Source organism: Arthrobacter globiformis, from assembly GCF_030815865.1.
GTDB classification, from domain to species: Bacteria; Actinomycetota; Actinomycetes; order Actinomycetales; family Micrococcaceae; genus Arthrobacter; species Arthrobacter globiformis_B.
Map to the genome: position 1 here is coordinate 4,420,789 of NZ_JAUSXI010000001.1, position 26,642 is coordinate 4,447,430.

A 26,642-nucleotide genomic window follows, 5' to 3' on the forward strand; every position below is an offset into this window, starting at 1 on the left:
GGCTCAATCACCGGGTCCTACGGATTTCGACAGGCTCAATCACCGGGCCCCCCGGATTTCGACAGGCTCAATCACCGGGACATGCTCAATCCCCGCCTGTACGCACTGGGGGTGAAGCCCAGGTACTTCTGAAAGTCGTTCGTCAGGTGTGCGTGGTCGGCGTATCCAAGCTCGGCCGCTATCGCGGCCAGATCCGCTGAAGCATCCAGCCGCGTCCGCTCGGCAGCGTCCTGAAGGCGTCGACGGCGGATCAGCGCGGCAGGGCTCAGGCCGATGTACTTCTTGGCCACACGCTGCAGGGTCCGCTGCGAAACCGCCAGCGCAGACGCCGCGTCCTCCACTCGGACTAGGGACGCGTCCGAACCAATGACGTCCATCAACCGGTTGGCCAGCAACGCCTCCTCGGACACCGCAGGCCCAGCAAAGCAAGCCAGCCACCCGGCAAAGGCATCCGCTGCCCGCTCGCGGCGAGTATCGCCGTCGTGCGTTTTCATGACCTCCGAGACCGAAAGATGCAGTCCTTCCGCGGCCACGGCCACTTCTGTGTCCCGCAGGCTGGAGGGATCGTCGGTGAACAGCGGCACGGCCGCCGGCCGCAACAGCGCACCAACCGCCCAGCCCCGTCCAGCCAAATCCCGATGGGCCGCCCGGGTAGTTGGGCCGGAGAAGACCACGGCACCAGGCTGCACCACGAGGTTGGAGCCGGGGTACGCGATCAGGTGCTGGCGGGAGGTGCGGCCGGGCTCGATGTCCCACTCGGGAATCCAGAACCACTGGACCAGGTCCGCCATGGAGGGCGGCGCCGGAAGGCGGTGAAAACTGGGAAGCCGGGCCGGGTACAGGATCCCCTTGAACGAACTCTCCATCGGTCCCTTCAGACTGTCGCGAATCTCCAAGCGCCGCCGCTGACGGGGCACGTAGCGTCATAGACATGACAGATACTACAAGCACCGAATCCACCACGGCCGCCCACGGAGAGCACACCACGCACGGAATTCCGAACGGACTGACGAGCCTCACGCCGTTCCTTGCGGTGACCAGCGCCAGGGAAGCGATCGCGTTCTACGAGGACGTGTTTGGCGCCCGGGTAGTCGCCGCCACGGAGATGCGCGGAGTAGTAGTCCACGCCGAACTCGACTTTGGGAACGGCCACCTCCAGCTCGGCGAACCCAACCCCGAATACCACCTGGTTCCGGCGCCGGAGGGAGAAAACGACTGCTACTCCCTTGGCCTCTACTGCCCGGACGCAGACAAGCTGGTGCACCGGGCCGAACAGGCCGGAGCCACTATCCGCGAGCCACTGGCCACGTTTGTCTCAGGCGACCGTTACGCCAGCATCCGGGACCCCTTCGGCGTCCGCTGGTCTATCATGACCCGTGTGGAAGACCTCTCCGAGGAGGAAAGCAACCGCCGGGTCGAAGAATGGGCGGCGCAGCAGGGCTGACGCCGGGGACCCGCGTCCGGCTGACGGATGCGGGTCCGGCAGTCTGACCCGCTCAATCAGGCGGCGGTGACTGCAACGGTGCGGGTGGCGAGTACCTCCGACGTGAGCCAGTGCAGGAAGCTGATGCTGATGGTGTACTTCCCGGGAGCGGGCGGGCGCAGCAGGAAGTCGAACTTCTCCGCGGCACCGGAATGGATGATGTCGGTCAGGAGCGGCTGCCCGGCCATCGACGGCTGCACCGCGGGGCCCGTGGGGCTGGGGGTGTTCCAGAAGGGCCGACCATCGTGGGCGATCAGCTCGGCGATCCTGGCAGGTCTCCCGGCCGCGTCCGTAATCCGTGTCAGGGTGGGAAAATAGTCGACGTTCAACATCCGCACCAGAGTTGGATACTTGCCGGCCCGGACCACGTTGGCCCGCATTTGGGAGACGGCCCAGACGACGTCGTCGCCCCTCGGCCGAGTAGGGATGTTGCCCCCCAGGAGGAAGAAGTGCTTGGGCTCGAAGCGGTTGAGCCCAGCGTCCTCGCCGTTGAGCCCGGCGGCGTGGTTCAGTTCGTGCCAGCGGGGATCAATGGAGTACGGCGCGATCAGGGTTTCGGTGGCGATGTCATACAGCGGCCCATCAACCGAATGACGGCGGGCGCCGGCCGGCGCCGGTGCAGCGGGATTGGCTGGAGGGTCGACGACGATCGGCCCGAACATGCCCATCTGGACGTGGAGCGGGGTGTTGACGTGGCAGTGGTAGAAGTAGGTGCCCGCCGCGCCGCGGTTGGGGTTGCCGCGTACGCCGACGTCGGTCCTCCACTGGTAGGTGTAGTGTCCCGTGACCTCGAAGGAGGTGTGGCCCACTCCGTCGTTGCGGGGGTCCGGTTCGATGCCGTGCCAGTGGATGGTGTGCACCCTCTTGCTGGGCTTGACGGTGCCCTGGAACAGTTGCCCCTCCTGCATCCGCACCGTGGTTCCGGGGATTTGGCGGCCGAATTTGTTTCCCTCGAAGCTCCACATCTCGTGTTCGGAGCCGTCGGGGAACGTGAACTTTCTGTTGAAGAAGTCCATCTCGAGGAAGACGTCCGGCTTCAGCGGAAACTCGGTTTCCGGGCTGCCCTCGTGGGGCTGGTCCGATGAGAAGTCCACCTGGCTTCGGAACGTGTGGTGCGGATCCGCGGCCGTCGGCGGCGTCCCTTCACTGGGGGCGGGCTGGCCGGCCAGCACCCAATCCGCCACGAGCCCGCCGGGGTACAGTCCGCCGCGCGCCGTCTGGGACGGTTCCGCATGGCAGTGCATGGGGTACGTCCAGTCTTTGTCCCTGGCATTCCACACCTGGTCGACCGTGTCCGGCGGCCTCCGGACCGGCAGAATCGATTCTTTGTGGTCCAGCGGTTGCAGCTGGACTGTGTCTTCCCACTGCTGGAGCACCACGTCGCCCTTGGGCGTCACCCGGCCGTGTGAGCGTGGGAAGTCGAGGCCGTTGGACCGCACGGTCCACACGTGGTTGCCGTGGTAGTGCAGCTGGTGGTCCACGATGCCGGCGTTGAGCATCCGCATGAGGTGCCCGCTGCGGATGGCCCCGGCCGCCGGGGAGGCACTGAAGTTGCGCACGTCCGTCTCGCGCGGATGGCCCGAGGGCAGCGTGTCCTCGTGCCGCCGGTCATTGAACGCCAGGTCAGTGGTGACGGCCAGCGACTGGAACCCGGCGAACCCGTTGATGGTGAAGTAGTTTGGCACCGCCGGGGTGGCGACCGGATCGACTCTCTGACCCCGCGATGCGATTCGCGCCCAGTTCGAGTCCACGTCATGGCACAGCCAGAGCCACTGGCGCTCGAATTCAGCCGCTCCCGGGGCCAGCCGCCACGCGTTGCGCGGATCGATCACCACCAGTGCCCCGTAGAGGCCCAGCGTCCGTTCCACCGGCTGGTTGCCCGGATCGGTGTACAGATAGGTCCCGGGCAAGGGCGCCGGAAACCGAACCAGCTTCGATGTCCCCGGCGCGACTGGCCCGGAGCTGACGTCGGTCCCGCCACCCCCTGCACGGTGGAACCGCATCTCGTGCGGCTGCGCGAGGTTGTTGTGGACCATGATCTCGATGGTGCTCCCGGTCTCCGCTATCAACGTCCGGGGCGGAAAGAAGCTGGCCCAGTAGCCCCGCCGGGCAAGGAACTGCCGGGGGAATGCCGAGTCCGGCCGCAGCGGCGCGGGCCTCCCATGCGGCGGCACAGGAGCGCCCAGCGGATAGGTCCGGCTGACCACCACCCTTCCGTTCGCGGTGATCACCCGAGGCGTCATGGCCAGCGCCGGAGCCGGATCATTGACCGCCGTGCGGCGATCCCCGAAACCACGGTGATAAACCAGGGAGCCGTCCACCATCGGAACGAACCCGTCGTTGACGTGGACATCTAGGACTGCCATTGCCGACCTCCTGTGTATTGGAGACCGGAAATCTGGGTAGACACAGGTCCAAGTCGCCCCCAATTGCGAACAGACACGGCTTCATGGTGCCGACGGAAACCTAGAGAAAACTTGCGGCACTTTCGAGAAAGGAGCATGTCCTGACATACGACATCAGCGGGACCCCACTTAACCCTTTCGGGTAAGTCGTTCCGGGACCCCTTAGACAGCACTGGCTAGACTGTGACCGTGCCGCCCACCTCTACTCCCCCGCCCAGCTCCACCCCCCGCAGAAGCCGCTTTGCCGAAAAACTCCTGCCCGGCGGCACCGAGCCGGACCCGCGTTTCACCCTGGCCAACGAGCGGACCTTCCTGGCGTGGATCCGCACGTCCCTGGCGCTCCTCGCCGGCGGGATCGCGGTGGAGGCCTTCACGTCCGACGTTTTCGCTGAGCCCGTCCGCCGCGGGCTGTCCGTGCTGCTCCTCCTGCTGGGCATGCTTCTCAGTGCGGGGTCCGCTATCCGCTGGCTGCGGGTTGAGTCGAGCTTGCGCTCGAACCGGCCGCTGCCGTTGCCCCTGATCGCCCCGTTGCTTGCCGCCGGCTGCGCCGTCGCAGCGGCGGTGGTGATCGCCGTCGTCGTTCTTGCCTGAACCATGGACGAAAGCCCGGCTACCGCTCCCCTGCCCGACGACGGTCCCCTCCACGGCGATCCGGGACTGCAGCCCGAGCGCACAGCGCTCGCCTGGGGCCGGACGGTCCTGACGCTGATTGCCGCGAGCGCGATGAGCCTGCGCTGGCTCCCGGACCAGGGGCCGTTCGTGCTGGCGATGTTCGGCCTCACCATCGCCGCCGGGACCGGCATCTATGCCACCCAGCGGCGGCGCTACCGGCGCAGCATCGCGGGGATCAGGGCGGGACGTCTGGCACCCGATGTCGCGGCGGTCTTCTGGACCGCGGGCGCCTGCGTCGCGCTTGGAGCGCTGGGCATCTGGCTGGTGCTGTCCTGACCGGATGAGCCGCGCTTCATGAAAGCGCATTTTTGAATCCGACAAATTTTATGCTGAAAAACGGCTCCCGGCCTTGTACCGTGTGGTGTGGGCGGTGAACTTAGAGCTGGTGCTGGGCCGGTTCAAGGATTCACCAGACGTGGAGTTGACCATGACCGGCTTGGGAGTGGCAGTCGTTATTGAGGACGACGCAGATATCCGCAATCTTCTGCGGGCAGTCCTGGAACAGACGGGCTTTTCCGTCTACACCGCGGCCAGCGGCCTTGAGGGGGTCGATCTGGTGCGGCGCCGGCTTCCCCGTGTTGTTACTGTCGACGTCGGCCTTCCGGACGTCCATGGTTTCGAAGTGCTGCGGCGCATCCGTTCGTTCAGCTCCGCCCGGGTGGTGATGCTTACCGGCCGCGCCGACGAATCGGATATCGACGAAGCGCTGCGACGCGGGGCAGACGAGTACGTCACGAAGCCGTTCCGGCCCAGGGAACTGCGGACCCGGATCGAGGCGCTGCTTGCCGCCGGGACCGCGGGCCCGGTTCACCATGCGGTATAGCTGACAACCCGTTACCGACGCGGGTTAATTCGCCGCTGGCCTTCCGGCCCTGTGCCGTCCGTGGCGGTCAGGAGCCCCCGGTGCGGTGGCGGGACCCGTCCAGGTAGCCCATTCCTTCGCATCGACTGTCGGCCGTCCCAGGAAGTGGCCCTGGCCGGCGGCAACTGCCAGCCGGGTCAGGACGGTCAGCTCATCGGCGGTTTCGATGCCTACCGCAGCCAGTTCGGCGCCGGTCTGCCGTCCGAATTCGACCATGTCGGCGACCAGGTACTGGCGGCTTGGGTCCCGGTGGATCTCTGCGACCAGATCACGGCCGATTTTGATGACATCCGGCCGGAGGGACCGGATGTGGCGCATGGACGCAGCGTCCGTGCCGGCCTCATCAACCGCCAGACGCAGGCCGGAACGGCGCATCGGCGTCAGGACATCCAGAAGCGGGCCCAACTGGTCGCCCTGAAGTGGTTCGGTGAGTTCCAGAACCATGCGCGAAAGCTCCAGAGGTGCTTGGTGGAGGAATCCAGGAAGCCGGGGATCGAGGCATACCGCCGGGGAGACGTTCAAGGCGACCGCAAGTTGAGGTGGAAGTTCCTGGGCCGCGGCCACGGCCGTCTGCAGCGCAGAGAACTCCAGGTCCGCTCCCAGCCCGACGGCGGCGGCATTCTTGAACCAGGACCATGCACTGTCCCCGTCCTCCCAGACAAAGCGGGTCAGGGCCTCCGCGCCGATCACACCCTTGCGGGCAAGATCGTGGACCGGCTGGAAGGCTGTGACCAGCATGCCCCCGTGCAGGACGGCCTCAATGGCCGCCCGATCCCGGGCGGTGACGCCCTGCTTATGACTATCCTGCTGGACGCTCGCATCCCGTCTGTCCGGCTTAGGCCGGTCGCTCGCCCGCCTGGCAAGGGAGCGGCTGAAGATCAGGTGCTCGTGCAGCGCTGCTTCGGGATGGCCAGGATGCGCTGCGACGTGCTCGCGCAACCGCTCCCGGATTTCGGCCCCTTCGGGATCTTGACCGGCCAGGACCGCCTCGATGATCTCATGCGCCTGCGCCCGCACCAGCGGGACCTCATCGGCGCTCTCCCCCACCCAGCCGTCATCCTCGGGGAACGGACTATCAACCAATTGACACTCCTTAAGCCCACCCCACGAAGTAACCTGTCATGCGGTTCCAGATTACGCGATCTGGGGTATTGCAGGAACAGCTGATGCAGGGGATGAAGATCGCCGCCTGCAGTGCCGCGGGCAATTTCCTTTGTTCGGGTCACGCCACGGCGGCGAGACGTGTGCGGCTGGCGGACCAGACGGCCAGTGCCGCCAGAGTAAGGATGAGTGCGGCGATCATGACGGCGGTCCAGCCGCCCGCACTCCACAGCGGCCCGGACATGGCAGACCCGGCCGCGCCGCCGATGAAGTTACTCACCACCACAGCGGTGTTGAGTCTGCTGCGCGCCGAACCCGGGAGGGTCAGGAGCCGGGTCTGGCTGAGGACCAGGTTCGCCTGCGCTGCGACATCAAGCAAGATCACGATGACGATCAGTCCGATGATCGAGCTGCTGGCGAGCCACGCACCGACCAGACTCAGGCCGAGCAGGGCGAGCGCCGCGCCCGTGGCAGGAACGGACCAGCCGCGGTCGTGGATGGTGCCGGCCCGCCGGGCGGCGAGGGCGCCGGCCAGTCCGGCGAGTCCCACCAGCCCGATCTGCCCGACCGAGTACGAGAACGGCGGCGCTGCAAGCAGGAACGTCAGCGATGTCCAGAACAGGGAGAACACCGTGAAGCCGAGCCCGCTGATCAGCAGCGTCGGCGGTACGGCACGGTACTGCGCCACCGTGGTGAACACGGAGGCGAGCAGCCGCCGGTAGCGGATCGACTCCCGCGGTTCAAGGCGAGGGATGAGTGCGTGCAGCACGAACGCGAGGGTCACGGCGAGAATGGCTGCGATGACGTAAATGGCCCGCCAGCCGAACGCTTCCGCTACAAGACCGCTCACGGTACGGGAGAGAAGCACGCCAATCAGGGCGCCCGACGCGATCGTTCCCACAACCCGGCCGCGCTGTTCCGGTGCTGCAAGCTCGCTTGCCAGGGGCGAGAGGAGCTGCGCCGATACGGTGGTGAGCCCCACTCCACCCAAAGCGGCGAGGAGGAGGGAGAAGTTCGGTGCCGCGGCCGCTGCGAGGAGCATGAGCGCTGACACCCCCAGCACGGCAGGAATAAGCCGGCGCCGGTTCAGGACGTCACCGAGGGGAACCACGAGGAAGATGCCGAGCGCATAACCGATCTGGGTGACGGTAACCAGCGCGGCGGCGCTGGAGGAGGCCACGCCGAGTGAGCTGGCGATCTCTTCGATCAGTGGCTGTGCCCAGTAGAGATTTCCGACGGCGAGCCCGCCTGCGATGGCGAAGACGATGGTCCGGGTCCGGTTCATACCGGCGACAGGAGTGATGACAGGAGTAGTAGACACGTATTCCATTTCACCCCCTGTATGGGGTCTATGGCAGGGCGGCTTTGTCATCGGTCCGGCGTGCCTAGGCACAGCAGACCCTCCCACGGCTCACCCGCCCGGAGTAGCGTGGAAGGCATGGATTATCAGGCGGAGCTTCAGGGATTCCTCACGTCGCGCCGCCACCGGCTTACCCCCGAGCAGGCGGGTCTGCCGCCGTACCCAGGGATCCGCCGAGTACCCGGGCTGCGCCGCGAGGAGGTCGCCCAGCTCGCGGCGATCAGCACGGACTACTACACCCGCCTTGAACGGGGAAAAATCACAGGAGTCTCGGACGAGGTGCTCGAGGCGATCGCCCGCGCCCTCCAGCTCGGTGACATCGAACGCGACCACCTCATGTCCCTGGCACGCGCAATCCGCCCGTCGCCGGCCTCACGTCGGCCCCGAAAGGCGAAACCACGCGTCCGTCCCCAGCTTCAACGGGTACTCGACACCTTCCCGGCACCGGCCTACATCCAGAACGGCCGTCTGGACCTCGTGGCCGCGAACTCGATCGGCTGGTCCCTGTTCCCCCAAGCCCAGGAGGCCAATCCCGGGCAGTTCAACCATCTGCGCTTCCAGTTCCTCGATCCCCGGGCCCGCGAGTTCTACCGGGACTGGAACATGGGCACAAACAACTCCGTCGCCCTGTTGCGTGCGGCTGTGGCTCATGACCCCAACGATGAGGAGAGCATGAAGCTCGTGGGCGAGCTCTCCATGAAGAGCGACAGGTTCCGGGGCCTGTGGGCAGCCCATGACGTGCTTCGGTTCCGGCACGGGGTGAAGAAGTACCACCACCCGCTCGTGGGTGACCTCGATTTCGATTTCGAGTCCTTCGAGGTCAGCGGAGAACCCGATCTGCTCATGGTCGTTTACGTCATCGAGCCCCACTCACCAACTGCTGAGGCTATGCAACTCCTGGCCAACTGGACAGGCACCGGTCAAGGCAACGCGATTGAACAATCCCGCAGTGATGCAGGGGCGGACCCGCGGGCGCGCTGACGTTACCCGTCTGGCTGGTGCCGTCCTAGCCGTGGGCGCGGGGCCGAAGCAGAGCGCGCTCCGGCCCGCACCGACCAGGGTGGGCTAGGCAGCCAGGGCGACCGCCCGCCGTCGGGCAGGCACAGCCGCAACCAGCAGCGCCGCGATGGCGACGGCGGCACTCAGCACCAGGCCGGGCCTGTACTGCTCAAGCATGGCGGCGGCACTGGGGACCGTGCCGCCGTCGGAGCGCCCTCCGCTGACCATGGCGGTGGTGACTGCCAGGACCAAAGCGGCCCCCACCTGCGTGCTGGTCTGGATGAGTCCGGCTGCCAGGCCCTGCTCGGAATCCTTGATGCCGGCGGTGGCCTGGACATTGATGGAGGGGAAGGCCAGGGCGAAGCCGATGCCCAGCAGGATGATCGAGGGCAGGATGTCCAGGGCGTAGTTGGGTGTGGTGCCCACCCGGAGGAACAGGACGTAGCCGAGGCCCATGGAGGCCAGTCCGGCCAGGATCAGCCGGGTGGCACCGAACACGTTGATCAGGCGGTCGGCAAACGGCGCGCTGGTGGCGACGATCAGTCCGGTCGGCAGCAGGGCCAGGGCCATCGCCAGCGGGCTCCACCCCAGGGCGGACTGCAGGAAGAGCGTCACGATGAACTGGAAGCTGAGGTAGGAGCCAAACAGTCCAACCGCGCTGATGTTGGCCCGTGCCACCCAGCCCTCGCGCAGGATGCCAAAGCGGATGAGCGGGTGCCTGACCTTGTTCTCGATGACGGCGAAGGCTGCCAGCACCGCGGCAGAGATGATGAATCCGGCGATTGTTGCCACAGATCCCCAGCCCTGTTCCGGTGCGGACACCAGCGTGTAAACGAGTCCCAGCATGCCCAGCGCCAGGGTGACAGCGCCCCAGACATCGTGGCCGCTGTCCGTGGCATCGGGCGCGTCCCGCGGGATGAAGCGGTGGCCCAGAATGACAACCAGGACGGCGATGGGCACGGATACCAGGAACGTCCACCGCCAACTCAGGCTGGTCATGAGGCCACCGACGACGAGCCCCAGGGAGAAGCCGCTCGCGCCGAACGTGGTGAAGATGGAAAGCGCCTTGTTGCGCTCGCGGCCCTCCGCGAAGTTGGTGGTGATGATGGAGAAGCCCGTGGGGGCGGTGAAGGCGGCCGCGAGGCCCTTCACGAACCGTGTGGCAATGAGGATTGCGGGGTCATCCACGAGTCCGCCCAGCAGGGATGCGGCAGCGAAGACCGAGAGGGCAATGAGGAAGATGCGGCGGCGGCCCAGAAGGTCCGCGAGCCGGCCGCCCAGAAGCAGCAGGCTGCCGTAACCGAGGACATACGCGGAGACAATCCACTGCAGCGCGTCCGTGCCGAGGTTCAGTTCGTGCCCGATTGATGGCAGGGCCACGCCCACCATGGACACATCCAGCCCGTCCAGGGCCAGGACGGTGCAGACAACCATCAGCAGGAGCCACTGGGCACGGGTCCAGCGGACGGCCGTGGCGACGGGGCCGGCAGTTCGTTCGAGGGTGGTAGGTGAGGTCATGTTTGAAAATCTATATGACGCGTCATTCAATGACAAGGAATATGACGCGGAATATTATGACGTGGACTTGAGTTCGCTTTTCGCCTAAAATCAGGGCATGGCATCGACGACGGACCGCACGCTGGTTGAGCAATGGCGCAGCATCCAGGACGCGTACTTCCGCACCTCCTGCGCCCTCGACCGGGCACTGGAAGCCAAGTTCGACATCGGCCTGAACGAGTTCGAGATCCTGGACCTTGTGGCGGAGCACAGCAAGGCATCGTGCCGGATGAAGGAACTCGGCGAACGGACCCCCATGAGCCAGAGTGCCGTCTCCAAGGTGGTGGACCGGCTGGAGAAGGCCGGACTGCTGACCCGCCAGTCCTGCACGGATGACCGCCGTTCGCTATACCTCGAGCTCACAGCGGCGGGCCGAAAGCTCCACCGGGCTGCCGCCGTCGAACACCGCGCACTCCTCAAGGAGAACCTGGCTTAGGGGCCTGGCGCCTTCACCCGGCGTCGGGATTTCGACAAGCTCAACCACCGGTCCGGGACCGGGATTTCGACAGGCTTATTCACCGGGGCGGTCCGGGGCTGGTGGCGTGGCCGAGGATGTGCGCCACGGGAGGGGTCAGGGACTGGACGGCGAAGCCGAACCGCCGGTTGTCCCGGATGGTGAATCCGGCCGCGGCGATGGCGCCGAGGGTGTCCCGGTTGGGGTGGCACCCGCCGGCCAGGCGCTGCCACGCCGGCGTGAGCAGATCTTCGACGGCGGCCAGCACAGGGCGGTCAGAGCGGACATGCTCGTAGTAGGCCAGGGTCCCGCCGGGGCGCAGAACGCGCCGGATTTCCGCGAGGACCGCCGCCTGGTCCGCGACGCTGCACAGCACAAGGCTGGCGACGACGGCATCCGCACTGCCGTCGTCGGCCGGGATCCGCTCGGCTGCAGCCGGCCGTACCGCCACCGGCACCGGGGCATCAGCGGCGCGGTTCAGGGCGAGGCTTCTGAGGTAGTCGTCGGGCTCCAGCGCCAGAACGTGCGTGACTGCCGGCGGGTAGAGCGCAAAGGCGGACCCGTCCCCCGCGCCGATCTCGATCACCGTCCCGTGCAGGCCGGCCAGCATGCGGCGGCGGTGCTCGGTGGCCCCGCGGCGGTTCATCCCTTCGACGGCGCGCGCGTAGGCGCGGGCGAACCGCGGATGCTGCAGGTGCTTCAGCGCGCCGCTGCCGGTCAGGCCCGCGTTGTCCATGCCGTTGACTCCTCATGGCGCTGTCTCTGAGCTTCGAGCTTTTCCGCGTCGTACGACCTGAGGCCGTGCTTCACCCCTAGGCGAATGATCCAGTACAGGGCTGTTGCGATGAGCATCGCCGGCACCGCGAACCAGAGAACGGCTGCGACTAGTCCAAGCATGTTTCCCCCCGTGAGCATTTTGGCGCTTGGCACAGCTTCTCACGGGAAACTCGAGCGCGTCACCGACATCCTGACTCGCCACCTCGCGCAGCCGCCCCCGAACAACGACTAAACCGACCCCTTGACGAATATACCCCCAGGGGGTATATTTTCTTGTGTTGTCAGTGAAGTGGTATGTCCAGGGGCTTCCCTCCCCGTCACAGCCGTTCAACCCCAGCGCACCCATCCGTCTTCGTGGAATGGAACTGACATGCGTGAATCAAACAAGCGCCTTGACTTGCCGCTCACCACCGGCTCTGCCGGCTGCGGCTGCTGCCCGCCGCAAGACCTCTCTGGGCCGGATGCTGATTCGGCGGCGGAGGCCGAGTACCGCCTGGAAGGGCTGACCTGCGGCCACTGTGTCGCATCGGTCGAAAAGGCCGTTCTCGGCCTTGGACGGCGTGGACGACGCCGCCGTCGAACTCATTCCGGGCGGCCTGTCCCGCCTGCGGATCTCCGGAAGCGCCGACGAGGCCGCTGTCCGCGAAGCAATCAACTCGGCCGGATACAGACTCCACACCAGCTGACCTGCCACCCGGCCCCGCCCCGGATTTTGATTCCGGGGCGGGCTTGATCTCCTCAAGGAGGAATCATGGAAGACCACACCTCACACCGAGCGCCGCAGACGGCCACGGCTGAGCACGCGGAACACGACACTCACGACGACCACATGGTCCACACACAGGGCCAGCATGCCGGGCACAGCACGGCCATGTTCAAGAACCGGTTCTGGCTCACCCTGGCCCTGTCGGTCCCGGTGGTGTACTTCAGCCCAATGTTCGCGCACATCCTCGGCTACATGCCGCCCGAATTCCCCGGGACGGCGTGGATCCCGCCCGTCCTGGGCACCGTCATCTTCGTCTACGGCGGGATGCCGTTCCTGAAGGGGCGGGCTGAACGAGCTGAAGGCCCGGCAGCCCGGGATGATGCTGCTGATCGGCATGGCCATCAGCGTTGCCTTCTTTGCCTCCTGGGTGACGAGCCTGGGCATCGGCGGCTTCGACCTGGACTTCTGGTGGGAGCTGGCCCTGCTGGTGGCCATCATGCTGCTGGGCCACTGGATCGAAATGCGCGCCCTCGGCTCCGCCCAGGGTGCCCTCGATGCCTTGGCCGCGCTGCTGCCGGATGAGGCCGAACGCATCACCGAGGCGGGCACCGAAACCGTCAGCGTCGCAGAGCTCCGTGCCGGGGACCTGGTCCTGGTCCGCTCCGGCGCCCGGATGCCGGCCGACGGCACCGTAACCGACGGCACGGCCGAATTCGACGAGTCAATGATCACAGGCGAATCCAAGACCGTCACCCGTTCCGCGGGTGACCCTGTTGTGGCCGGCACGGTCGCGACAGATAACACCGTCCGGGTCCGGGTCACCGCCGTCGGGGACGACACGGCTTTGGCCGGCATTCAGCGACTGGTCGCCGAGGCGCAGGCCTCCTCGTCCCGCGCGCAGGCCCTGGCCGACCGCGCCGCGGCCTTCCTGTTCTACTTCGCCGCCGGCGCCGGCGTCATCACCTTCATCGCCTGGACCCTGTTGGGCAGCGTTCCCGATGCCGTGACCCGCACCGTCACCGTGCTGGTGATCGCCTGCCCGCATGCCCTGGGCCTGGCCATCCCCTTGGTGATCGCGATTTCCACCGAGCAAGCCGCCCGGGCCGGGGTGCTGATCAAGAACCGGATGGCGCTGGAACGGATGCGGACCATCGACGTCGTCCTGTTCGACAAAACCGGCACCCTGACCAAAGGCGAACCAGAGCTCAAGGACGCAACCGCTGTTGAAGGCGTGAGCCCGGACGAACTCCTGGCCCTGGCGGCAGCCGTCGAGTCAGACAGCGAACACCCCGTTGCACGGGCGATCGTCCGTGCAGCACGGCAACAGGGACTCCTGATTCCCCGTGCCACCGGATTTTCGTCCATGACGGGACGCGGTGTCCGCGCAACCGTTGACGGCAGGACGCTGGCGGTGGGCGGACCGGCACTGCTTCGAGAATCCGGCATCACCGAACCGGCGGAGCTGGCAGCCTCCACGCGGGGCTGGATGGACCGCGGCGCGGCCGTGCTCCACGTCCTTGACGGCGACCGCATCCTCGGTGCGGTGAGCCTGGAGGACGCCGTCCGTGACGAATCACGCCAGGCCGTGGCGGCCCTGCAGAGCCGCGGCATCAAGGTGGCCATGGTCACCGGCGACGCCCGGCAGGTCGCCCAGTCCGTGGCCGCCGAGCTGGACATCGACGAGGTCTTCGCCGAAGTACTGCCCGCCGACAAGGACAAGAAGGTCGCCGAACTCCAAGCCCGTGGCCTGAAGGTGGCCATGGTGGGCGACGGCGTCAACGACTCCCCGGCACTGGCCCGCGCCGAGGTCGGCATAGCGATCGGTGCCGGAACCGACGTCGCGATGGAATCGGCAGGAGTGGTGCTGGCCGGCAACGATCCCCGGGCCGTGCTGTCCATGGTGGACCTGTCCCGGGCCAGCTACCGGAAGATGTGGCAGAACCTGGTCTGGGCCACCGGATACAACGTCCTCTCCGTGCCGCTGGCCGCCGGCGTCCTGGCCTTCGCCGGTGTCGTCCTGTCCCCCGCCGCGGGGGCCGTACTGATGTCCGCCTCCACTATCGTCGTCGCCCTAAACGCCCAGCTGCTGCGACGGGTGAAACTGAACCCGTCCCAGGCCCGTTAAACCCCGGACACATTGTGCGTCAGCATGGGGCTGGCAGGACAGTGCCGGTAGCCTTGAAAATGACCCGGAACCCGCTACGGAAGGAGGAACAACGTCATGACCTCACCCGTGAAGCGCCTCGTGAGGGCGTTCCTCTGGGCGGGCGGACTGGCCGCGGTCCTGGCGGTTGTCGCCGGCATTCTGGGCATGCACGTGATCACCGGCAATCATTCGATGCACTCCATGTCAGCCATGAGCGCGGGAACACCCGGAACACTGCAGGCAGTGCACGCGGACTCCGCCGCTGCAGGCCACTCAGATCACCTGGCGCCCGGTACGCAGGCAGTTCAAACAGCCCCTTGCCACGAGTTGGCCGGCGGATCCGCGGACCCGTGCTGCGGCAGCTGCACCGGCTTGCAGACCGTGACCGTATCCTGCACACCGTCGGCGAAGAGCGGTTCTCTGGCCGCCCCGCTGCCAGGCACCACCGTGTTCGGCGCCATCCCCGGTGCGGCCGCGTCCGGTCCCGTGGCCGGTGGTTATTCCTATCTTCCCGGAGGCCCTTCACCGGGCGATCTCTGCATCAGCCGGACGTAGAAAGCACGCCAACGCACAGGACCCTCGCCGGAGCTTCTCTCCGGCGCGAGCCCCGCGGGCCCACAGCGGCCCTTCGGCGCATCCATGCGCGCTCGCGCTCCCTCCTGGTGGCGCCTCCGCGCCCTGACAAATTTCTGAAGGACCTGATTTTCATGACCAAAAAGTTTCTGACCCTGTCCGCCGCCGCCGTTGCCGCGACCCTTGCCCTGGCTGGATGCTCCACCGGTTCAGGGCCCGGCTCCACCGGCACCTCGACACCCGGAATGGATCACGGCAGCTCCAGTTCCGCGCCGGCCGGCAGCTCCGCCGCTGCCGCCGCTGAGCACAACGCCGCCGACGTCATGTTCGCCCAGATGATGATCCCCCACCACGCGCAGGCGGTGGAGATGAGCCAGATGATGCTGGCCAAGAAGGACATCCCCGCGGAGGTGACCGCCCTGGCCACCAAGATCAAGGCCGCCCAGGGACCCGAAATCGAGACTATGACCGGGTGGCTGACCAGCTGGAACGAACCTACGCAGGCACCCACCGGTCACGACATGTCCACCCACGGTGCCGGTGGCATGGGCGGCATGGTGAGCGACGCCGACATGAAGAAACTCGACGCAGCCCAGGGCACGGAAGCGGCAAAGCTCTTCCTGACCCAGATGATCGCCCACCACGAGGGCGCCATCGTGATGGCCAAAACCGAAACCACCGGCGGGAAAAACCCCGACGCCGTCAACCTCAGCAAAGCCATCGTCAGCGCGCAGGAGGCCGAAATCCAGGAAATGCAAGCACTGCTGGCCAAGCTCTGATCTGGCCCGCGTGACCCTTGGCCGGCACCGGAACGTCCCGGTGCCGGCCAACCCCGGCCTCTGCACACCGCTGTCGGCCCGTTCCCCTGCACGGGCCACGCCGTTCACACCTTCCGCAGCATCGCTTCCATCTCGTCGATCAGCCCGTCCACGCCAGGGGAAGCGGCAATCGCCGCACCGATCCGCTGGCTGCCGGCACGGTACCGGCCGTCGCCCAGGACCTTTTGCACGGCGTCGCGGATAGCCTCCTGCTTGGGCCGGCCGGTCTTGAGGTTAATCCCGACGCCGGCCCAGGCCACCCGGGCGGCTCCCTCGGGTTTGTCCTCGGTGTCCCCGGCCACCACGATGGGCACGCCGTTTTCCATCGCGTAATGCAGGCCGCCGTAGCCGCCGTTCGTGACGTAGACGTCGACCTTCGGCAGGAGCTCCGCGTCCGGGAGGAACTCGGCGGCGCGGGCGTTGGCCGGGAGGGGCGGAAGCGATTCGAGCGGTCGGCGGCCGGTACTGACGACGACGGTCACGTCCTCCCCGGCAAGCCCCTCGAGCGTGGGGCCCACCAGGGCCGTGAAGTCCTCGTTGGAGACCGTCCCCTGCGTCACGTAAACCACCGGGCGGGAGCCGTCCAGCTCGCCCCACCAGTCCGGCTTCGGCGTCACTGAGGCGGATGCGGCATGGCGGGACATCGGCCCGAAGAAGCGCAGGTTGCCCGGCGCGTCCGAGCGCGGGTACTCGAACTCCTCCACGGTGAACTGGGCGATGAGTTCGGTGCGGCGGGCCCAGTCCAGGATGAACAGCCCGTCCAGCCCCACTCCCACCAATTCGCGGGTCAGGGCGTCCACCTGCCGCTGGCTGTCCTTCAGCACCACGTTGGAGATCAGCCAGTTCATTGCCTGGTTCCTCAGGCGGGCGCCCGGTCCCTTGCCGGGCGCCAGGCCGGAGCCGTAGGGGGCGCAGTCCCGGCTGGAAAGCGTCAGCGGCAGGATGCCGCAGGTGATGATCGGGGGCCGCTTGCTGCGCGGAAGCCTGGACAGGGTGGCGGCGCCCACGAAGGTGACCTCTGCCAGGACAGCGTCCGTCGGTTCGGCAGCGATCGCCGCCGCCAACGGCAGATACTGGCCGCGGGCAGGCTCGATCACCAGCCCGCGGATACCCTCGCGGATCGCCTGGACGCCGGTGGCCGCGCTGGGTTCGGTCGCGTGTTCGGCGCCCGGCCCCAGCGGGAGGTACTCGGCCCCGATGGCCTCTACTGCGTCCTGGTAGGCGGGGCCGGTGAGGAACCGCACCCTGTGGCCGCGATCAATCAGGCGGCGTGCGACTCCGACCATGGGCGAAACGTGGCCGTCGTGGGGGCCGCTGCAAACGATGACTGACGACATGGCTGGAGCTTATGGCCTGCGGCGCCCGGAAAATAGCCCTTTCGTCCCTACTCCCCCGCGGTGACGTTCCGCCTCATGACCACACGGGGCCAGGCGCCAAGGCCCTGTGACGCCTCCATCTCAACGATTCGATGCAGGTCTTCAGTCCACTGTGGTTCCGGCAACTCCGTGAAGCCCAGGCGGGCGTAATACGGCGCGTTCCACGGGACCTCGCTGAAGGTGGTCAGGGTGAGCGCCTGAAGCCCGCAACTTCGCGCCCAGCGCTCCACTTCTTCGATCAACGCCTTGCCAATACCCTGGCGGGAGCGCTGGGGGTGCACCGTGACCTGGGCGATGTGGGCACCCTGATCAATCTCATCGACGAGGATGTACGCGATTGGGCTGTCCACCGAATCAGTGGCGACCCAGGCCCGGCCCGCCACCGCGTAGCCTCGCAGGTCATTGAGGTTCGGCGGATCATCGTCCGCGATGGCATCCAGCCCCACCGCCCGGAACGCCTCGCCGGCGAGGACCTCAATGGCCTGCAGTGTTTCCAGGTCACCCGGTCTGGCTTTTCTGATCACTGCCCAAGTCAAGCATGAAGCCTTTCACCGCCGGCGCCGCGACCTGCATGCGCCGCGGCAGCTGCCCGGGTGGTACCTTAAGTCACCGTCCTATTTGGGCGGTTACTCAACTGTTTGGCACCTGCCGCGTACTCCGACGTGCGCTGCCGGCTGTCCGTGCATTAGGAAGCTGGGGCTTGTATGCGCATTTGGAAGAAATTACGCGCCGGCGGCGGTGCCGCCGTCGTTCTGGCCGTTGCTGCGGTGCTGGCCCTGACAGCGGCCGTCCCGGCCGGTGCGGTCACCGGTGATTATGCCAAGGACAACGAGCACCCCTTCGTGGGGCTGGTTGTTTTCTACGGTCCCCACGGCGAGTTCCACCACAGGTGCTCGGGCTCCCTGCTGACGCCCACCGTGTTCCTGACCGCAGGTCACTGCACCGCCGGCGCTTCCTCGGCCCGGGTCTACTTCCAGCAGGACGCCGGCGCGGACTGGAACCCTGAAACCGGAACGGATCCGGACACCGGCTACCCTGGCGCCTGCGCGGACGGAACGCGGGGAACGGAGTGCGCGGAGTCGCACGAACTGTACAACTACGGCTACACCAGCATGGCCGCGGTCCCGGAAACCAAGGACGTCGGCCTGGTGATCCTGAAGCAGCACATCATGCTCAAGGAGTACGCGCGCCTCGCGGCACCGGGGACCCTGGACGCGCTGACCACCAGGCGCGGACAGCAGGAAACAACCTTCACCGTGAGCGGCTACGGAATCTCCGAAGCCAACCCGGTTTCCGACACCTCGTTCCGGGAACGGCTCATGGCCGAGTCCAAACTGACGAACCTCACCAGCGCGAGCGCCGACGGCTACAACATCCAGACCAACGGCAACGGCAAGGGCCTCGGCGGCACCTGCACTGCCGACTCCGGCGGGCCGCTGTTCTACGGGACCGCCGAGTCCAACACCATCGCCGGCATCACCTCGTTCAACCACAACCGCTACTGCAAGGGAACGAACTTCTCCTACCGCACCGACCGGCAGGACGTCATCGACTGGATCACCGCCACCGCCGGGGACGAGTCCGCGGATATCGTCGTCGGGACGCCGTAGTCCGGGCGGTTCTGCGCCCGGGCGCCGCGGGAGCCCGCCGTCGGACACCCCCCGCACCACCCGTCGTCGGACACGTACGACGGCGGCCGGCCAACCGCCGTCGTACGCTCGCCGGAGCCGCCGCACAGTTTCCGGGCGCTACGCCAGGAACTCAGCCACGGCCTTCACCGCAACGGTCCGCACGGCATAAACCGGCGCGAACACGGGCCGTTTCGGCAGCAGGGGCGCGGGCGCCGGATGGTCGTGGACACCCGGCAGGGGAATGCGCGGCGGCGTGATGCGCTGCCACGCCCACGGCAGGAAGTAGGTCCGCGCCCAGGCAAGGTCGCCGGCCCTGGCATCGCGCCAGTTGCTGCGCGGCAGGGCCTTCGGCTCCAGCGGCTGCAGCGAATGCTGCACCTGCAGGGTGTCCAGCACCTGCATGGCGATGGTGTGGTGGCCCAGCGGCGAGAAGTGCAGCCGGTCCGGGTCCCACATCCGCGGATCCCTGAGTCCAGGCAGCGTCCACAGGTCCACCAGCAGGCAGTCGTGCGCGGCAGCGACGATCCGGATGTTCTCGTTAAAGATGGCTATCCGGGAGCGGCTCCGCCCCAGGATGGGCGTGCGCCGCCAGTCCGGCCCGGCGAACAGCATGATGGTGGCGCCGGTGTCACTCAGCCGTTCCACTCCGGCTTCCAGCTTGGCAGCCAGCTTGTCCGGGTCGGTCCGGTGGAACACCATGTCGTTCCCGCCGGCGGACAGTGTAATCAGGTCCGGTTTCAGTTCCAGCGCCGGCTCGATCTGCTGTTTAAGTATCTGGTCCAGAAGCAGGCCACGGATGGCCAGATTCGCGTAGGCAAAGTCTTTCCGCTCAGCGCTGAGCTCCTCTGCCACCCGGTCCGCCCAGCCCCGGAGCCCTCCGGCGCAGCGTTCCTCGGGGTCGCCGACGCCCTCGGTAAACGAATCTCCGATTGCCACATACCGGCTCCAGGGGTGTGGGGCCGTTGCGTCCGCAGCGAAGTTCCGGGGTCCAAAGTGGCCGATGTGTTTCATCGCCTCGTCCTCTCCCTTGCGCCCCTGGCGCGGTACGCCTGTGGCGTTATCCAAGGAACGTTCGAGCCCCGCGGGAAATTCCTGAAAGGTTCCCCCTTTTGTGAAATATTTCCGTCGGCGGGTGGGCTGCCGGTCTAGGGCAGCCACCGCCCTTGATGCTAGATTCGTGGTGCCTGCACCCCTCTGACCTGCAAGGAGCTTCGAGTGGTCCTCATCGGCGGCCTTCCGGCCCACATTCTGCTGGTCCACGGCGTCGTCGTCTTCGGGCCGCTCGCCGGCCTGGGCGCCGTTGTCTACGGACTGGCTGGCCGGACCCGCCGATATCTCGCCTGGCCGCTGGGCGTGCTGGCACTGGTCCTTGCTCCGCTGGCGCTGGTCGCGGCCGCCACCGGGGAGCAGCTGCAGGCGACCCGGGGTGCCACCGACGCCATCCAGGCCCACGCCCGGCAGGGCGACATCCTGAAGATGACCGCCGTCGTCTTCTTCTTTGTTGTGGTCCTGATGCTCGCCGCAACCGTCGCGCCGCTCGCCGAGCGGATCCCGGCACTGGCTGCACTCCAGCGTTCCCGTCCGGCGCGCATCGCGTCCCTGGCCCTGGGCGTGCTCGCCGGCCTCTTCGTCATGTATCAGAGCGTCATCACCGGGCATTCCGGCTCGTTCTCCGTGTGGGGCGGCTAGCTAACGGTTCACCTCACGCGGTGCGGTGAGCGTCCGCTGGGGCGCCTCGGTCGAGGACGCCGCATTTTCAGCGACCGTCCAGCGGGTCCCCAAGGTAGCCCCAGCTTTCCCCAAGGGAGGCGAGACAGAGTTGTCTCACTCGCACAGGCCGGCTTTCACGGGGCAAATGATGGCAGGTCCAGGCGCCGGGCCCGCAATGTCCCCCATGCATTCCGGGCCCGGCGGAAAGGCTTTTTCGTCAGCGGCATTTGCTGCCGAAGCAGGCGTTCCTGGCTGGGACTTTCAGACCCCGGCCCAGCGGCGGAGTGTGCTGTTGATCAGGCCGATGAGGACGGCCGTCCACCAGCAGGCCTGCGAGATGCTGAGCGCCACCATGAGCCGGAGCCGCAGCCTGCGGCCGAGTTCGCCGAAGCGGGTGTGTGCCGGCAGGGCCAGCAGTTGGTGCATGGCCGGGGCGATGCTCAGGCCGTTGAGCATGAGCACCAGGACGCAGCCTAGCTTGATGACGGTGACCGGATTGGTCAGGTCCGGGTCGATCAGGGCGCCTGAGGTTAACAGCAGCGCGAGCCCGCCCCAGATGAGCGGCTTCGCGGCCGCCTCCAGCTTCCCGGATTCGTGCATCTGCACCTTGCCCAGCAGCCACAGCAGGCCCAGCCAGTCAACCACCAGGATGGTGCCGAAGGACAGCACCAGGGCAAGGATGTGGACGGCGAGCCCGATCCGGTGCAGCTCCGGCCCGCACTCCACATAGTGCCCGACGAGCAACGAGGCCGCCCACCCTGCCGTGCACAAGGCTCCAAGCAGAACCAGCCTGCCTTTTTGCTTCTTCTGTTTCACCGGGGAACGTACTGCGTGCGTTGCGCTGTCGGGCGGTGCCGGGGCAGGTGCGGCTGGGGACATGATGATGCCTTTCAAGGGGATGCCGGCGTTGCAGCCGGCGGATGGCCCACCGTGCAGCGATGCGACGTCGGCCATGCGAGGGGAGAGTATGGTGCGCTGGTTAGGTAAACCTAAATTGGGAGATTACAGGCCGCGGACTGAATTAGGCAAACAAAATGTTCGCTAATTTCTCCATCGGTTTTGCTAAGTGCTTCCGGCTGGTTTTGCCACACCCCTGACGACCTTTGGCCCAACTGGCTAGCAGTTGTTGTCGTTTTGAACGCTCATAACGACAACAACTGCTGGTCAGTTGGGCTGCGGCATGTGGAACAATCGAATAGCCCTTCGAAAGGAGCCCTCCACCCATGCGGCAGCCGGACCAGGGACGACGGGTACTCTCCGGCTACCGGACGCCTGCGGGGTGGGCCCGGATACTGCACGGCTCCCCCGCCACCCTCATCTTCGTTGTTCTCTTCTGGGCCACGGGAGCGTTGTCCGCCAGCATCCGGTTCGGCCCGCCGTCGCTCCTTCTGCCCCACGTTGCTGCCACTTCGCACTCAATCCCCGATCACTGGTGGGCCCTGATGCTCTCCGCGTTCTGGGAGCGGGATCTGGCCGGGTACGTGGTGGGCACGCTCGTGGTGCTTCTTGCCGGGCTGCCGCTGGAGCGCCGCCTCGGGTCCCTGAAGTTCACGATATCCGCGCTCGGCGGGCACGTGCTGGGGATCGTGGCGACGCTCGCGTTCCTCGCCGCCGCCCGCGGCCTGATGGGTAGCTGGATCCGCGACCTAAGCGGGCACTTCTTTGTGGGGCCGAGCGCACTGGCCTGCGCGGCCGCGATGGCTGCGACGGCAGCCCTTTCCACCCTGTGGCGGCGCCGGATCCGCGTGGTCCTCCTCGCCGTGCTGCTGCTGTTTGCGATGTACGCCGGCGGCTTCGAGGACCTCGTCCGGCTCGGGGCGGCCGCGGCAGGAGGGCTGCTTGGCCCGGTGCTGCTGGGCCGCCGGCCACGCTTCGGCAGGCCCGCCGTCTCCCGGCACGAGGCCCGGATCCTTGTGGCACTGCTCCTGACGGTAGCGGCTGTGGGACCGGTGGTGGCAGGGCTGGCACCGCACGCCGTCGGACCTCTTTCTGTGCTGAAGTTCCTATTCACCAACATCCAGCCGGTGGACCCCGTGGCGCTGCAGGCGTCCTGCTCCCGCCCGGCCGGCCTCAGGGACTGTGCCGCCGCCCAGCTGCAGCTGCGGGCGGGGGCAGGTGGAATTTTCATGGCCATCCTGCCGTCGTTCCTGCTGCTCCTGTTCGCTGACGGCCTGCGGCGGGGGCGGCGGTTCGCGTGGGCGGGCGCACTCCTGATCCAGGCAACGCTGTCCCTGCTGGCAGCCGTCACCATCGCCGGCGTGCTGCTGCCGCCGCCCGGCCCGGGCTTGCCCGCCCGTGAGGGTGTGGGCGGGATCGAGCTGTCGGGCTACTCGCATCCGCTCAGCCTGGTGCTGCCGATGCTCCTGCCCGTCTTCCTGGCGGTGCTCCTGCTGGCCGGCCGGAACCTGTTCCCGGTGCAGGCTCCGCGCGGAACGTACCTGCGGCTGGCGCGCCGCGCGCTGGTTGCCCTTGTTCTGCTGAGCCTCGCCTACGTGGGCCTGGGCCTGGTTTTGGCCTCCGGATTTACTCCGGTGCCGGGCCTGCCCCAGCTTCTGGCCGACGTCCCGGACAGGTTCCTTCCCCTCGGCTTCCTGGTGGACCGCTCACCGGCGTTCTTCCCCGAAAGCACCGCCGCCGTCGTCCTTTACGAAAGCATCGGCGTCGTATTCTGGGCGTGGACCGGAGCCCTGCTGCTCCGCACGTTCCTGCGGCCGGCGCACGGCCGGCACAGCGCGGACGAGGAGCGTGCCCGGCACATCCTGAAGACCCACGGCGGCGGCTCGCTGTCCTGGATGACCACGTGGAACGGGAACAGCTACTGGTTCACCGGTTCGAGCTTCATCGCATACCGCGTGCTCAGCGGGGTGGCCGTAGCGCTCGGGCCACCGGTGGGACCGCCGGCCGGCCGGGAAGCCGCGTTCACGGAGTTCGCCCGTCACTGCCGGTTCAACGGATGGACGCCTTGCTTCTACTTCGTGCCCGACGAGCTCCGCGGCATGGCCGGATCGCTGGGCTGGGGCTCGGTGCAGGTGGCGCAGGAAACCGTGCTGCGGCTGGACGAGGTGTCCTTCCGCGGCAAGAAGTTCCAGGACATCCGCACGGCGCTGAACCGGGCGGCGAATGCAGGAATCCGCGCGGAGTGGACGTCGTTTGCCCAGGCACCGATCGCCGTGCAGGCCCAGATCGAAGCCATTTCGGAGGAGTGGGTGGCGGACAAGAAGGTTCCGGAGATGGGTTTTACGCTGGGGAGCCTGGACGAGCTGGACGACCCCGAAGTCCGCTGCCTGCTCGCGATCGATTCAGACCACACCGTGCACGCGGTGGCGTCGTGGCTGCCGGTGTACCGCAACGGATACGTGGTTGGCTGGACGCTCGACTTCATGCGGCGGCGCGGTGACGGTTTCCGCGCGAGCATCGACTTCCTCATCGCGTCGGCCGCGCTGAGCCTGCAGGACGAGGGCTGCGAATTCATGAGCCTGTCCGGGGCGCCGCTAGCGCGGGTGCCTGCTTCGTCCGTTGGGGGCGGGGCCTCCGGCGTCAGGTCCGCTGCTTCTGCGTCCGCCGGTGGTTCCTCCGCCGGGCCTGATGCGAACGGCGCCCTAGACCGGATGCTCGACTGGCTCGGCGCAGCGCTGGAACCGGTGTACGGGTTCAGGTCACTGCTGGCGTTCAAGGCGAAGTTCAAACCGGACTACGAGCCCATGTACCTGCTGTATCCGGACGCGGCTGCCCTTCCCGCGATCGCCAACGCCATCACCCGCGCCTACCTGCCGTCGATCAACCTGGGCCAGGGCCTCACCCTGGTGCGCGGCCTCCTCAGCCGCCGCTGACCCAGCTCACCCAACTAGGTAGCAGCTGAGGGCGTTCCCAGCGCTGAGAACGCCCTCAGCTGCGACCTGGTTGGGCTGGCGGGCCTACTTGAGTGCGAAGCCCGTGTGCTTCTCCAGCGCGTCGAGCAGCTCAGCCTGGAACGCCGCGTCATTCACGGCCGGATCGGGCTGCCGGCGCTGCTGGTGGAACCAGTAGCCTCCGGAGGCGCGGCCGTCACCCGCGTCCCGGGTGGCCAGCCACACCTGCGTGACGTGCCCCAGCTCCAGGTCATCGGGCGCACTGCGTCCGCCCATCCGGGTTGGTACCCAGCCTGGATCGACGGCGTTGCTTTCGACGTCCGGCCAACGCTCGGCCACTGCCGCCGAGAGCGCAGTGACGTACAGCTTGCTGTCCGAGTAGGCCGCCGGCCGCGTGGCCGCGTTCGTCCAGTCGATTCCCTGGAGGTCAGGCGTGCCGGACCGGTGCATGCCGCTGCTGATATACACAATGCGGCTCGGCTTCCCCATGAGCGCGGTCAGGAGGTACGGCGCGACGGTGTTCACCGCAAAGATCTGATTGCCGCTGTACACGCCCGCGTTATGGATGACGGCATCGAACGGGCCAAACTGGTCGGCCTGTTCCGCCACACGTGCCGTCTCGGTGAGGTCGGCCAGGTCTCCGACGACGGTCCCCAAAGCCTCGTCCCTGACCGCGCCGGCGTTCGCGAAGCGCGATTCATCCCTGGCGTGCAGCACCACTTCGTGGCCCTGCTGAAGCAGCGCCCGGGCAGCATTCAGCCCCAGTCCGCCGGCAGAGCCCGTGATGAATATTCTTGCCACTGTTTCACCGTAGTCGTAGGTCCAGGCGTCTGGCAGGTACTGACAGGGCCTCCCTCTGCAGCCACAGTCTCAGTAGGGTGGATATGAACAAAATCCCGTGCTGTCCGCCACAGTCGGGAAGAGACTTGGGGGTCCCTGTGGTTACCCCTTACAGCAGGGTCTGCCTCACGCCACGGCGATGGGGTTTAGTAGATGAAAGAAACGGCCGATCCCTTTCATCTGTGGCCCGTTCCACCACACCGACAAACAGGAGAACTATGCCTACCGTCAACGCTTACGCCGCGCCCTCCGCTTCCGAGGACCTCATCCCCACCACCATCGAACGCCGCGTAGTGGGCCCGCGCGACGTCCTCATCGAAATCAAGTACGCCGGCATCTGCCACTCCGACATCCACACAGTCCGCGGCGACTGGGGCCCGCAGCAGTACCCGCTTGCACCCGGCCACGAAATCGCCGGCATCGTCACCGAGGTCGGCTCCGAGGTGACCCGCCACAAGGTTGGCGACCGGGTGGGCGTCGGCTGCATGGTCAACTCCTGCAAGGAGTGCGCCAACTGCCTGGCCGGCGAGGAGCAGTACTGCCTCAAGGGAATGACCGGCACCTACGGCGCCGTTGACCGCGACGGCACCATCACCCAGGGCGGTTACTCCACGCACGTGGTGGTTACCGAGGAGTTCGTCGTCACCATTCCTGAGGGCATTGAGCTCGACGTCGCCGCTCCCCTCCTGTGCGCGGGCATCACCACCTACTCCCCGCTGCGCCGTTGGGGCGCCGGCCCCGGCAAGAAGGTCGCCATCGTCGGCCTTGGCGGGCTTGGCCACATGGCCGTGAAGCTCGCGCACGCCATGGGCGCCGAGGTCACCGTGCTGTCCCAGTCCCTCAAGAAGCAGGAAGACGGGCTGCGACTGGGCGCGGACCACTACTACGCCACGAGCGACGCCGGCACCTTCGAGACCCTCGCCGGCAGCTTCGACCTGATCATCAACACGGTCAGCGCCTCGATTGACATCAGCTCCTACCTGCAGCTGCTGTCCCTCGACGGCACGCTGGTCAACGTCGGTGCCCCGGCCGAGCCGCTCCCGGTCAACGCGTTTGCGCTGATCGGCGGACGCCGGGCCTTCGCCGGTTCCATGATCGGCGGCATCCGCGAAACCCAGGAGATGCTTGACTTCTGCGCCGAACACGGCATCGGCGCCGAGATCGAGGTCATCCCGGCCGACAAGATCAACGAAGCCTACGAGCGCGTCCTCGCCTCGGACGTGCGCTACCGCTTCGTGATTGACACCGCCACCCTCTAAGGCGATAAACGCTCGACGGCGGGCCGGTCCCTTAAGGGGGCCGGCCCGCCGTCGGCCGTTCAACC

24 protein-coding genes and 1 pseudogene are annotated in these 26,642 nt (G+C 67.1%); 14 read left to right on the top strand and 11 right to left on the bottom strand.

Translation table 11 applies throughout. The features are described 5' to 3' along the window. Positions 1–71 precede the first annotated feature (71 nt). Positions 72–866 carry a helix-turn-helix transcriptional regulator gene (locus tag QFZ33_RS20580; protein WP_307030482.1) on the bottom strand — a complete coding sequence of 265 codons (795 nt, stop codon included), beginning with the start codon at positions 864–866 and terminating at the stop codon, positions 72–74. 65 nt (positions 867–931) lie between these two features. Here QFZ33_RS20580 and QFZ33_RS20585 point away from each other — a divergent pair, with 65 nt between their 5' ends. Further along, positions 932–1,444, top strand: a complete 513-nt coding sequence (locus QFZ33_RS20585; RefSeq protein WP_307030484.1) for a VOC family protein — start codon at positions 932–934, stop codon at positions 1,442–1,444. Between the two features lie 56 nt (positions 1,445–1,500). Here QFZ33_RS20585 and QFZ33_RS20590 read toward each other — a convergent pair whose 3' ends face one another. Then, positions 1,501–3,849 (bottom strand): multicopper oxidase domain-containing protein, encoded by a 2,349-nt coding sequence (locus QFZ33_RS20590; protein WP_307030486.1) that lies wholly within the window; start codon positions 3,847–3,849, stop codon positions 1,501–1,503. Positions 3,850–4,077: 228 nt separating this feature from the next. On the opposite strand from QFZ33_RS20590, the gene QFZ33_RS20595 reads away from it, so the two are divergent. From QFZ33_RS20595 to QFZ33_RS20605, 3 genes are all read left to right on the top strand, one after another. After that, positions 4,078–4,479, top strand: coding sequence for a YidH family protein (locus tag QFZ33_RS20595; RefSeq protein ID WP_307030488.1), 402 nt, complete (start codon positions 4,078–4,080; stop codon positions 4,477–4,479). A 3-nt stretch (positions 4,480–4,482) separates the two neighbouring features. Continuing rightward, positions 4,483–4,836, top strand: a complete 354-nt coding sequence (locus QFZ33_RS20600) for a DUF202 domain-containing protein (RefSeq protein ID WP_307030490.1) — start codon at positions 4,483–4,485, stop codon at positions 4,834–4,836. A gap of 94 nt (positions 4,837–4,930) precedes the next feature. Further along, complete coding sequence (locus QFZ33_RS20605) at positions 4,931–5,383, top strand: response regulator transcription factor (protein ID WP_307030492.1); 453 nt, start codon at positions 4,931–4,933, stop codon at positions 5,381–5,383. A gap of 24 nt (positions 5,384–5,407) precedes the next feature. Here QFZ33_RS20605 and QFZ33_RS20610 read toward each other — a convergent pair whose 3' ends face one another. Both QFZ33_RS20610 and QFZ33_RS20615 read right to left on the bottom strand, forming a co-directional pair. Then, positions 5,408–6,505, bottom strand: a complete 1,098-nt coding sequence (locus QFZ33_RS20610; protein WP_307030494.1) for an EAL domain-containing protein — start codon at positions 6,503–6,505, stop codon at positions 5,408–5,410. Between the two features lie 139 nt (positions 6,506–6,644). Next, the gene (locus QFZ33_RS20615) at positions 6,645–7,844 is read right to left on the bottom strand and encodes an MFS transporter (protein ID WP_307030496.1); all 1,200 of its coding nucleotides are present in this window, start codon (positions 7,842–7,844) and stop codon (positions 6,645–6,647) included. A 117-nt stretch (positions 7,845–7,961) separates the two neighbouring features. Between QFZ33_RS20615 and QFZ33_RS20620 the strand changes: the two genes are divergently transcribed. Next, complete coding sequence (locus QFZ33_RS20620; protein WP_307030498.1) at positions 7,962–8,864, top strand: helix-turn-helix transcriptional regulator; 903 nt, start codon at positions 7,962–7,964, stop codon at positions 8,862–8,864. Positions 8,865–8,948: 84 nt separating this feature from the next. On the opposite strand, the gene QFZ33_RS20625 is transcribed toward QFZ33_RS20620, so the two are convergent. After that, complete coding sequence (locus QFZ33_RS20625) at positions 8,949–10,400, bottom strand: MFS transporter (RefSeq protein ID WP_307030500.1); 1,452 nt, start codon at positions 10,398–10,400, stop codon at positions 8,949–8,951. Between the two features lie 97 nt (positions 10,401–10,497). On the opposite strand from QFZ33_RS20625, the gene QFZ33_RS20630 reads away from it, so the two are divergent. Then, the gene (locus QFZ33_RS20630) at positions 10,498–10,875 is read left to right on the top strand and encodes a MarR family winged helix-turn-helix transcriptional regulator (protein ID WP_307030502.1); all 378 of its coding nucleotides are present in this window, start codon (positions 10,498–10,500) and stop codon (positions 10,873–10,875) included. A 79-nt stretch (positions 10,876–10,954) separates the two neighbouring features. On the opposite strand, the gene QFZ33_RS20635 is transcribed toward QFZ33_RS20630, so the two are convergent. Further along, positions 10,955–11,629: a class I SAM-dependent methyltransferase gene (locus tag QFZ33_RS20635; protein ID WP_307030504.1), complete on the bottom strand. Its 675-nt coding sequence runs from the start codon at positions 11,627–11,629 to the stop codon at positions 10,955–10,957. Positions 11,630–12,221: 592 nt separating this feature from the next. Between QFZ33_RS20635 and QFZ33_RS20640 the strand changes: the two genes are divergently transcribed. The 4 genes and pseudogenes from QFZ33_RS20640 to QFZ33_RS20655 all read left to right on the top strand — a co-directional run bounded on the left by QFZ33_RS20640 (position 12,222) and on the right by QFZ33_RS20655 (position 15,874). Further along, positions 12,222–12,356, top strand: a complete 135-nt coding sequence (locus QFZ33_RS20640; RefSeq protein ID WP_373427304.1) for a heavy-metal-associated domain-containing protein — start codon at positions 12,222–12,224, stop codon at positions 12,354–12,356. A gap of 65 nt (positions 12,357–12,421) precedes the next feature. Continuing rightward, a pseudogene (locus QFZ33_RS20645) lies at positions 12,422–14,501 on the top strand (copper-translocating P-type ATPase). Positions 14,502–14,597: 96 nt separating this feature from the next. Next, the gene (locus QFZ33_RS20650; protein WP_307030506.1) at positions 14,598–15,077 is read left to right on the top strand and encodes a hypothetical protein; all 480 of its coding nucleotides are present in this window, start codon (positions 14,598–14,600) and stop codon (positions 15,075–15,077) included. A 152-nt stretch (positions 15,078–15,229) separates the two neighbouring features. Continuing rightward, on the top strand, positions 15,230–15,874 hold the full coding sequence (locus QFZ33_RS20655; RefSeq protein ID WP_307030508.1) for a DUF305 domain-containing protein: 645 nt from the start codon (positions 15,230–15,232) through the stop codon (positions 15,872–15,874). Positions 15,875–15,978: 104 nt separating this feature from the next. Here QFZ33_RS20655 and QFZ33_RS20660 read toward each other — a convergent pair whose 3' ends face one another. Together QFZ33_RS20660 and QFZ33_RS20665 are read right to left on the bottom strand one after the other, a co-directional pair. Beyond that, a complete protein-coding gene (locus tag QFZ33_RS20660) occupies positions 15,979–17,250 on the bottom strand; it encodes a glycosyltransferase (protein WP_307030510.1) in 1,272 nt (423 codons plus the stop codon). Positions 17,251–17,297: 47 nt separating this feature from the next. After that, positions 17,298–17,813: a GNAT family N-acetyltransferase gene (locus QFZ33_RS20665; protein WP_307030512.1), complete on the bottom strand. Its 516-nt coding sequence runs from the start codon at positions 17,811–17,813 to the stop codon at positions 17,298–17,300. A gap of 180 nt (positions 17,814–17,993) precedes the next feature. On the opposite strand from QFZ33_RS20665, the gene QFZ33_RS20670 reads away from it, so the two are divergent. Beyond that, positions 17,994–18,899, top strand: a complete 906-nt coding sequence (locus tag QFZ33_RS20670) for a trypsin-like serine protease (RefSeq protein WP_307030514.1) — start codon at positions 17,994–17,996, stop codon at positions 18,897–18,899. Positions 18,900–19,037: 138 nt separating this feature from the next. Here QFZ33_RS20670 and QFZ33_RS20675 read toward each other — a convergent pair whose 3' ends face one another. Next, the gene (locus QFZ33_RS20675; protein ID WP_373427305.1) at positions 19,038–19,856 is read right to left on the bottom strand and encodes an SGNH/GDSL hydrolase family protein; all 819 of its coding nucleotides are present in this window, start codon (positions 19,854–19,856) and stop codon (positions 19,038–19,040) included. 279 nt (positions 19,857–20,135) lie between these two features. Here QFZ33_RS20675 and QFZ33_RS20680 point away from each other — a divergent pair, with 279 nt between their 5' ends. Then, positions 20,136–20,609 carry a hypothetical protein gene (locus QFZ33_RS20680; protein WP_307030518.1) on the top strand — a complete coding sequence of 158 codons (474 nt, stop codon included), beginning with the start codon at positions 20,136–20,138 and terminating at the stop codon, positions 20,607–20,609. Between the two features lie 282 nt (positions 20,610–20,891). On the opposite strand, the gene QFZ33_RS20685 is transcribed toward QFZ33_RS20680, so the two are convergent. Then, positions 20,892–21,584, bottom strand: coding sequence for a hypothetical protein (locus tag QFZ33_RS20685; RefSeq protein ID WP_307030519.1), 693 nt, complete (start codon positions 21,582–21,584; stop codon positions 20,892–20,894). Between the two features lie 269 nt (positions 21,585–21,853). Here QFZ33_RS20685 and QFZ33_RS20690 point away from each other — a divergent pair, with 269 nt between their 5' ends. Beyond that, positions 21,854–24,460, top strand: coding sequence for a bifunctional lysylphosphatidylglycerol flippase/synthetase MprF (locus tag QFZ33_RS20690; RefSeq protein WP_307030521.1), 2,607 nt, complete (start codon positions 21,854–21,856; stop codon positions 24,458–24,460). Positions 24,461–24,544: 84 nt separating this feature from the next. On the opposite strand, the gene QFZ33_RS20695 is transcribed toward QFZ33_RS20690, so the two are convergent. Beyond that, positions 24,545–25,279: an SDR family NAD(P)-dependent oxidoreductase gene (locus QFZ33_RS20695; RefSeq protein WP_307030523.1), complete on the bottom strand. Its 735-nt coding sequence runs from the start codon at positions 25,277–25,279 to the stop codon at positions 24,545–24,547. A gap of 257 nt (positions 25,280–25,536) precedes the next feature. Between QFZ33_RS20695 and QFZ33_RS20700 the strand changes: the two genes are divergently transcribed. Then, the gene (locus tag QFZ33_RS20700) at positions 25,537–26,577 is read left to right on the top strand and encodes an NAD(P)-dependent alcohol dehydrogenase (RefSeq protein WP_307030525.1); all 1,041 of its coding nucleotides are present in this window, start codon (positions 25,537–25,539) and stop codon (positions 26,575–26,577) included. Positions 26,578–26,642 lie beyond the last annotated feature (65 nt).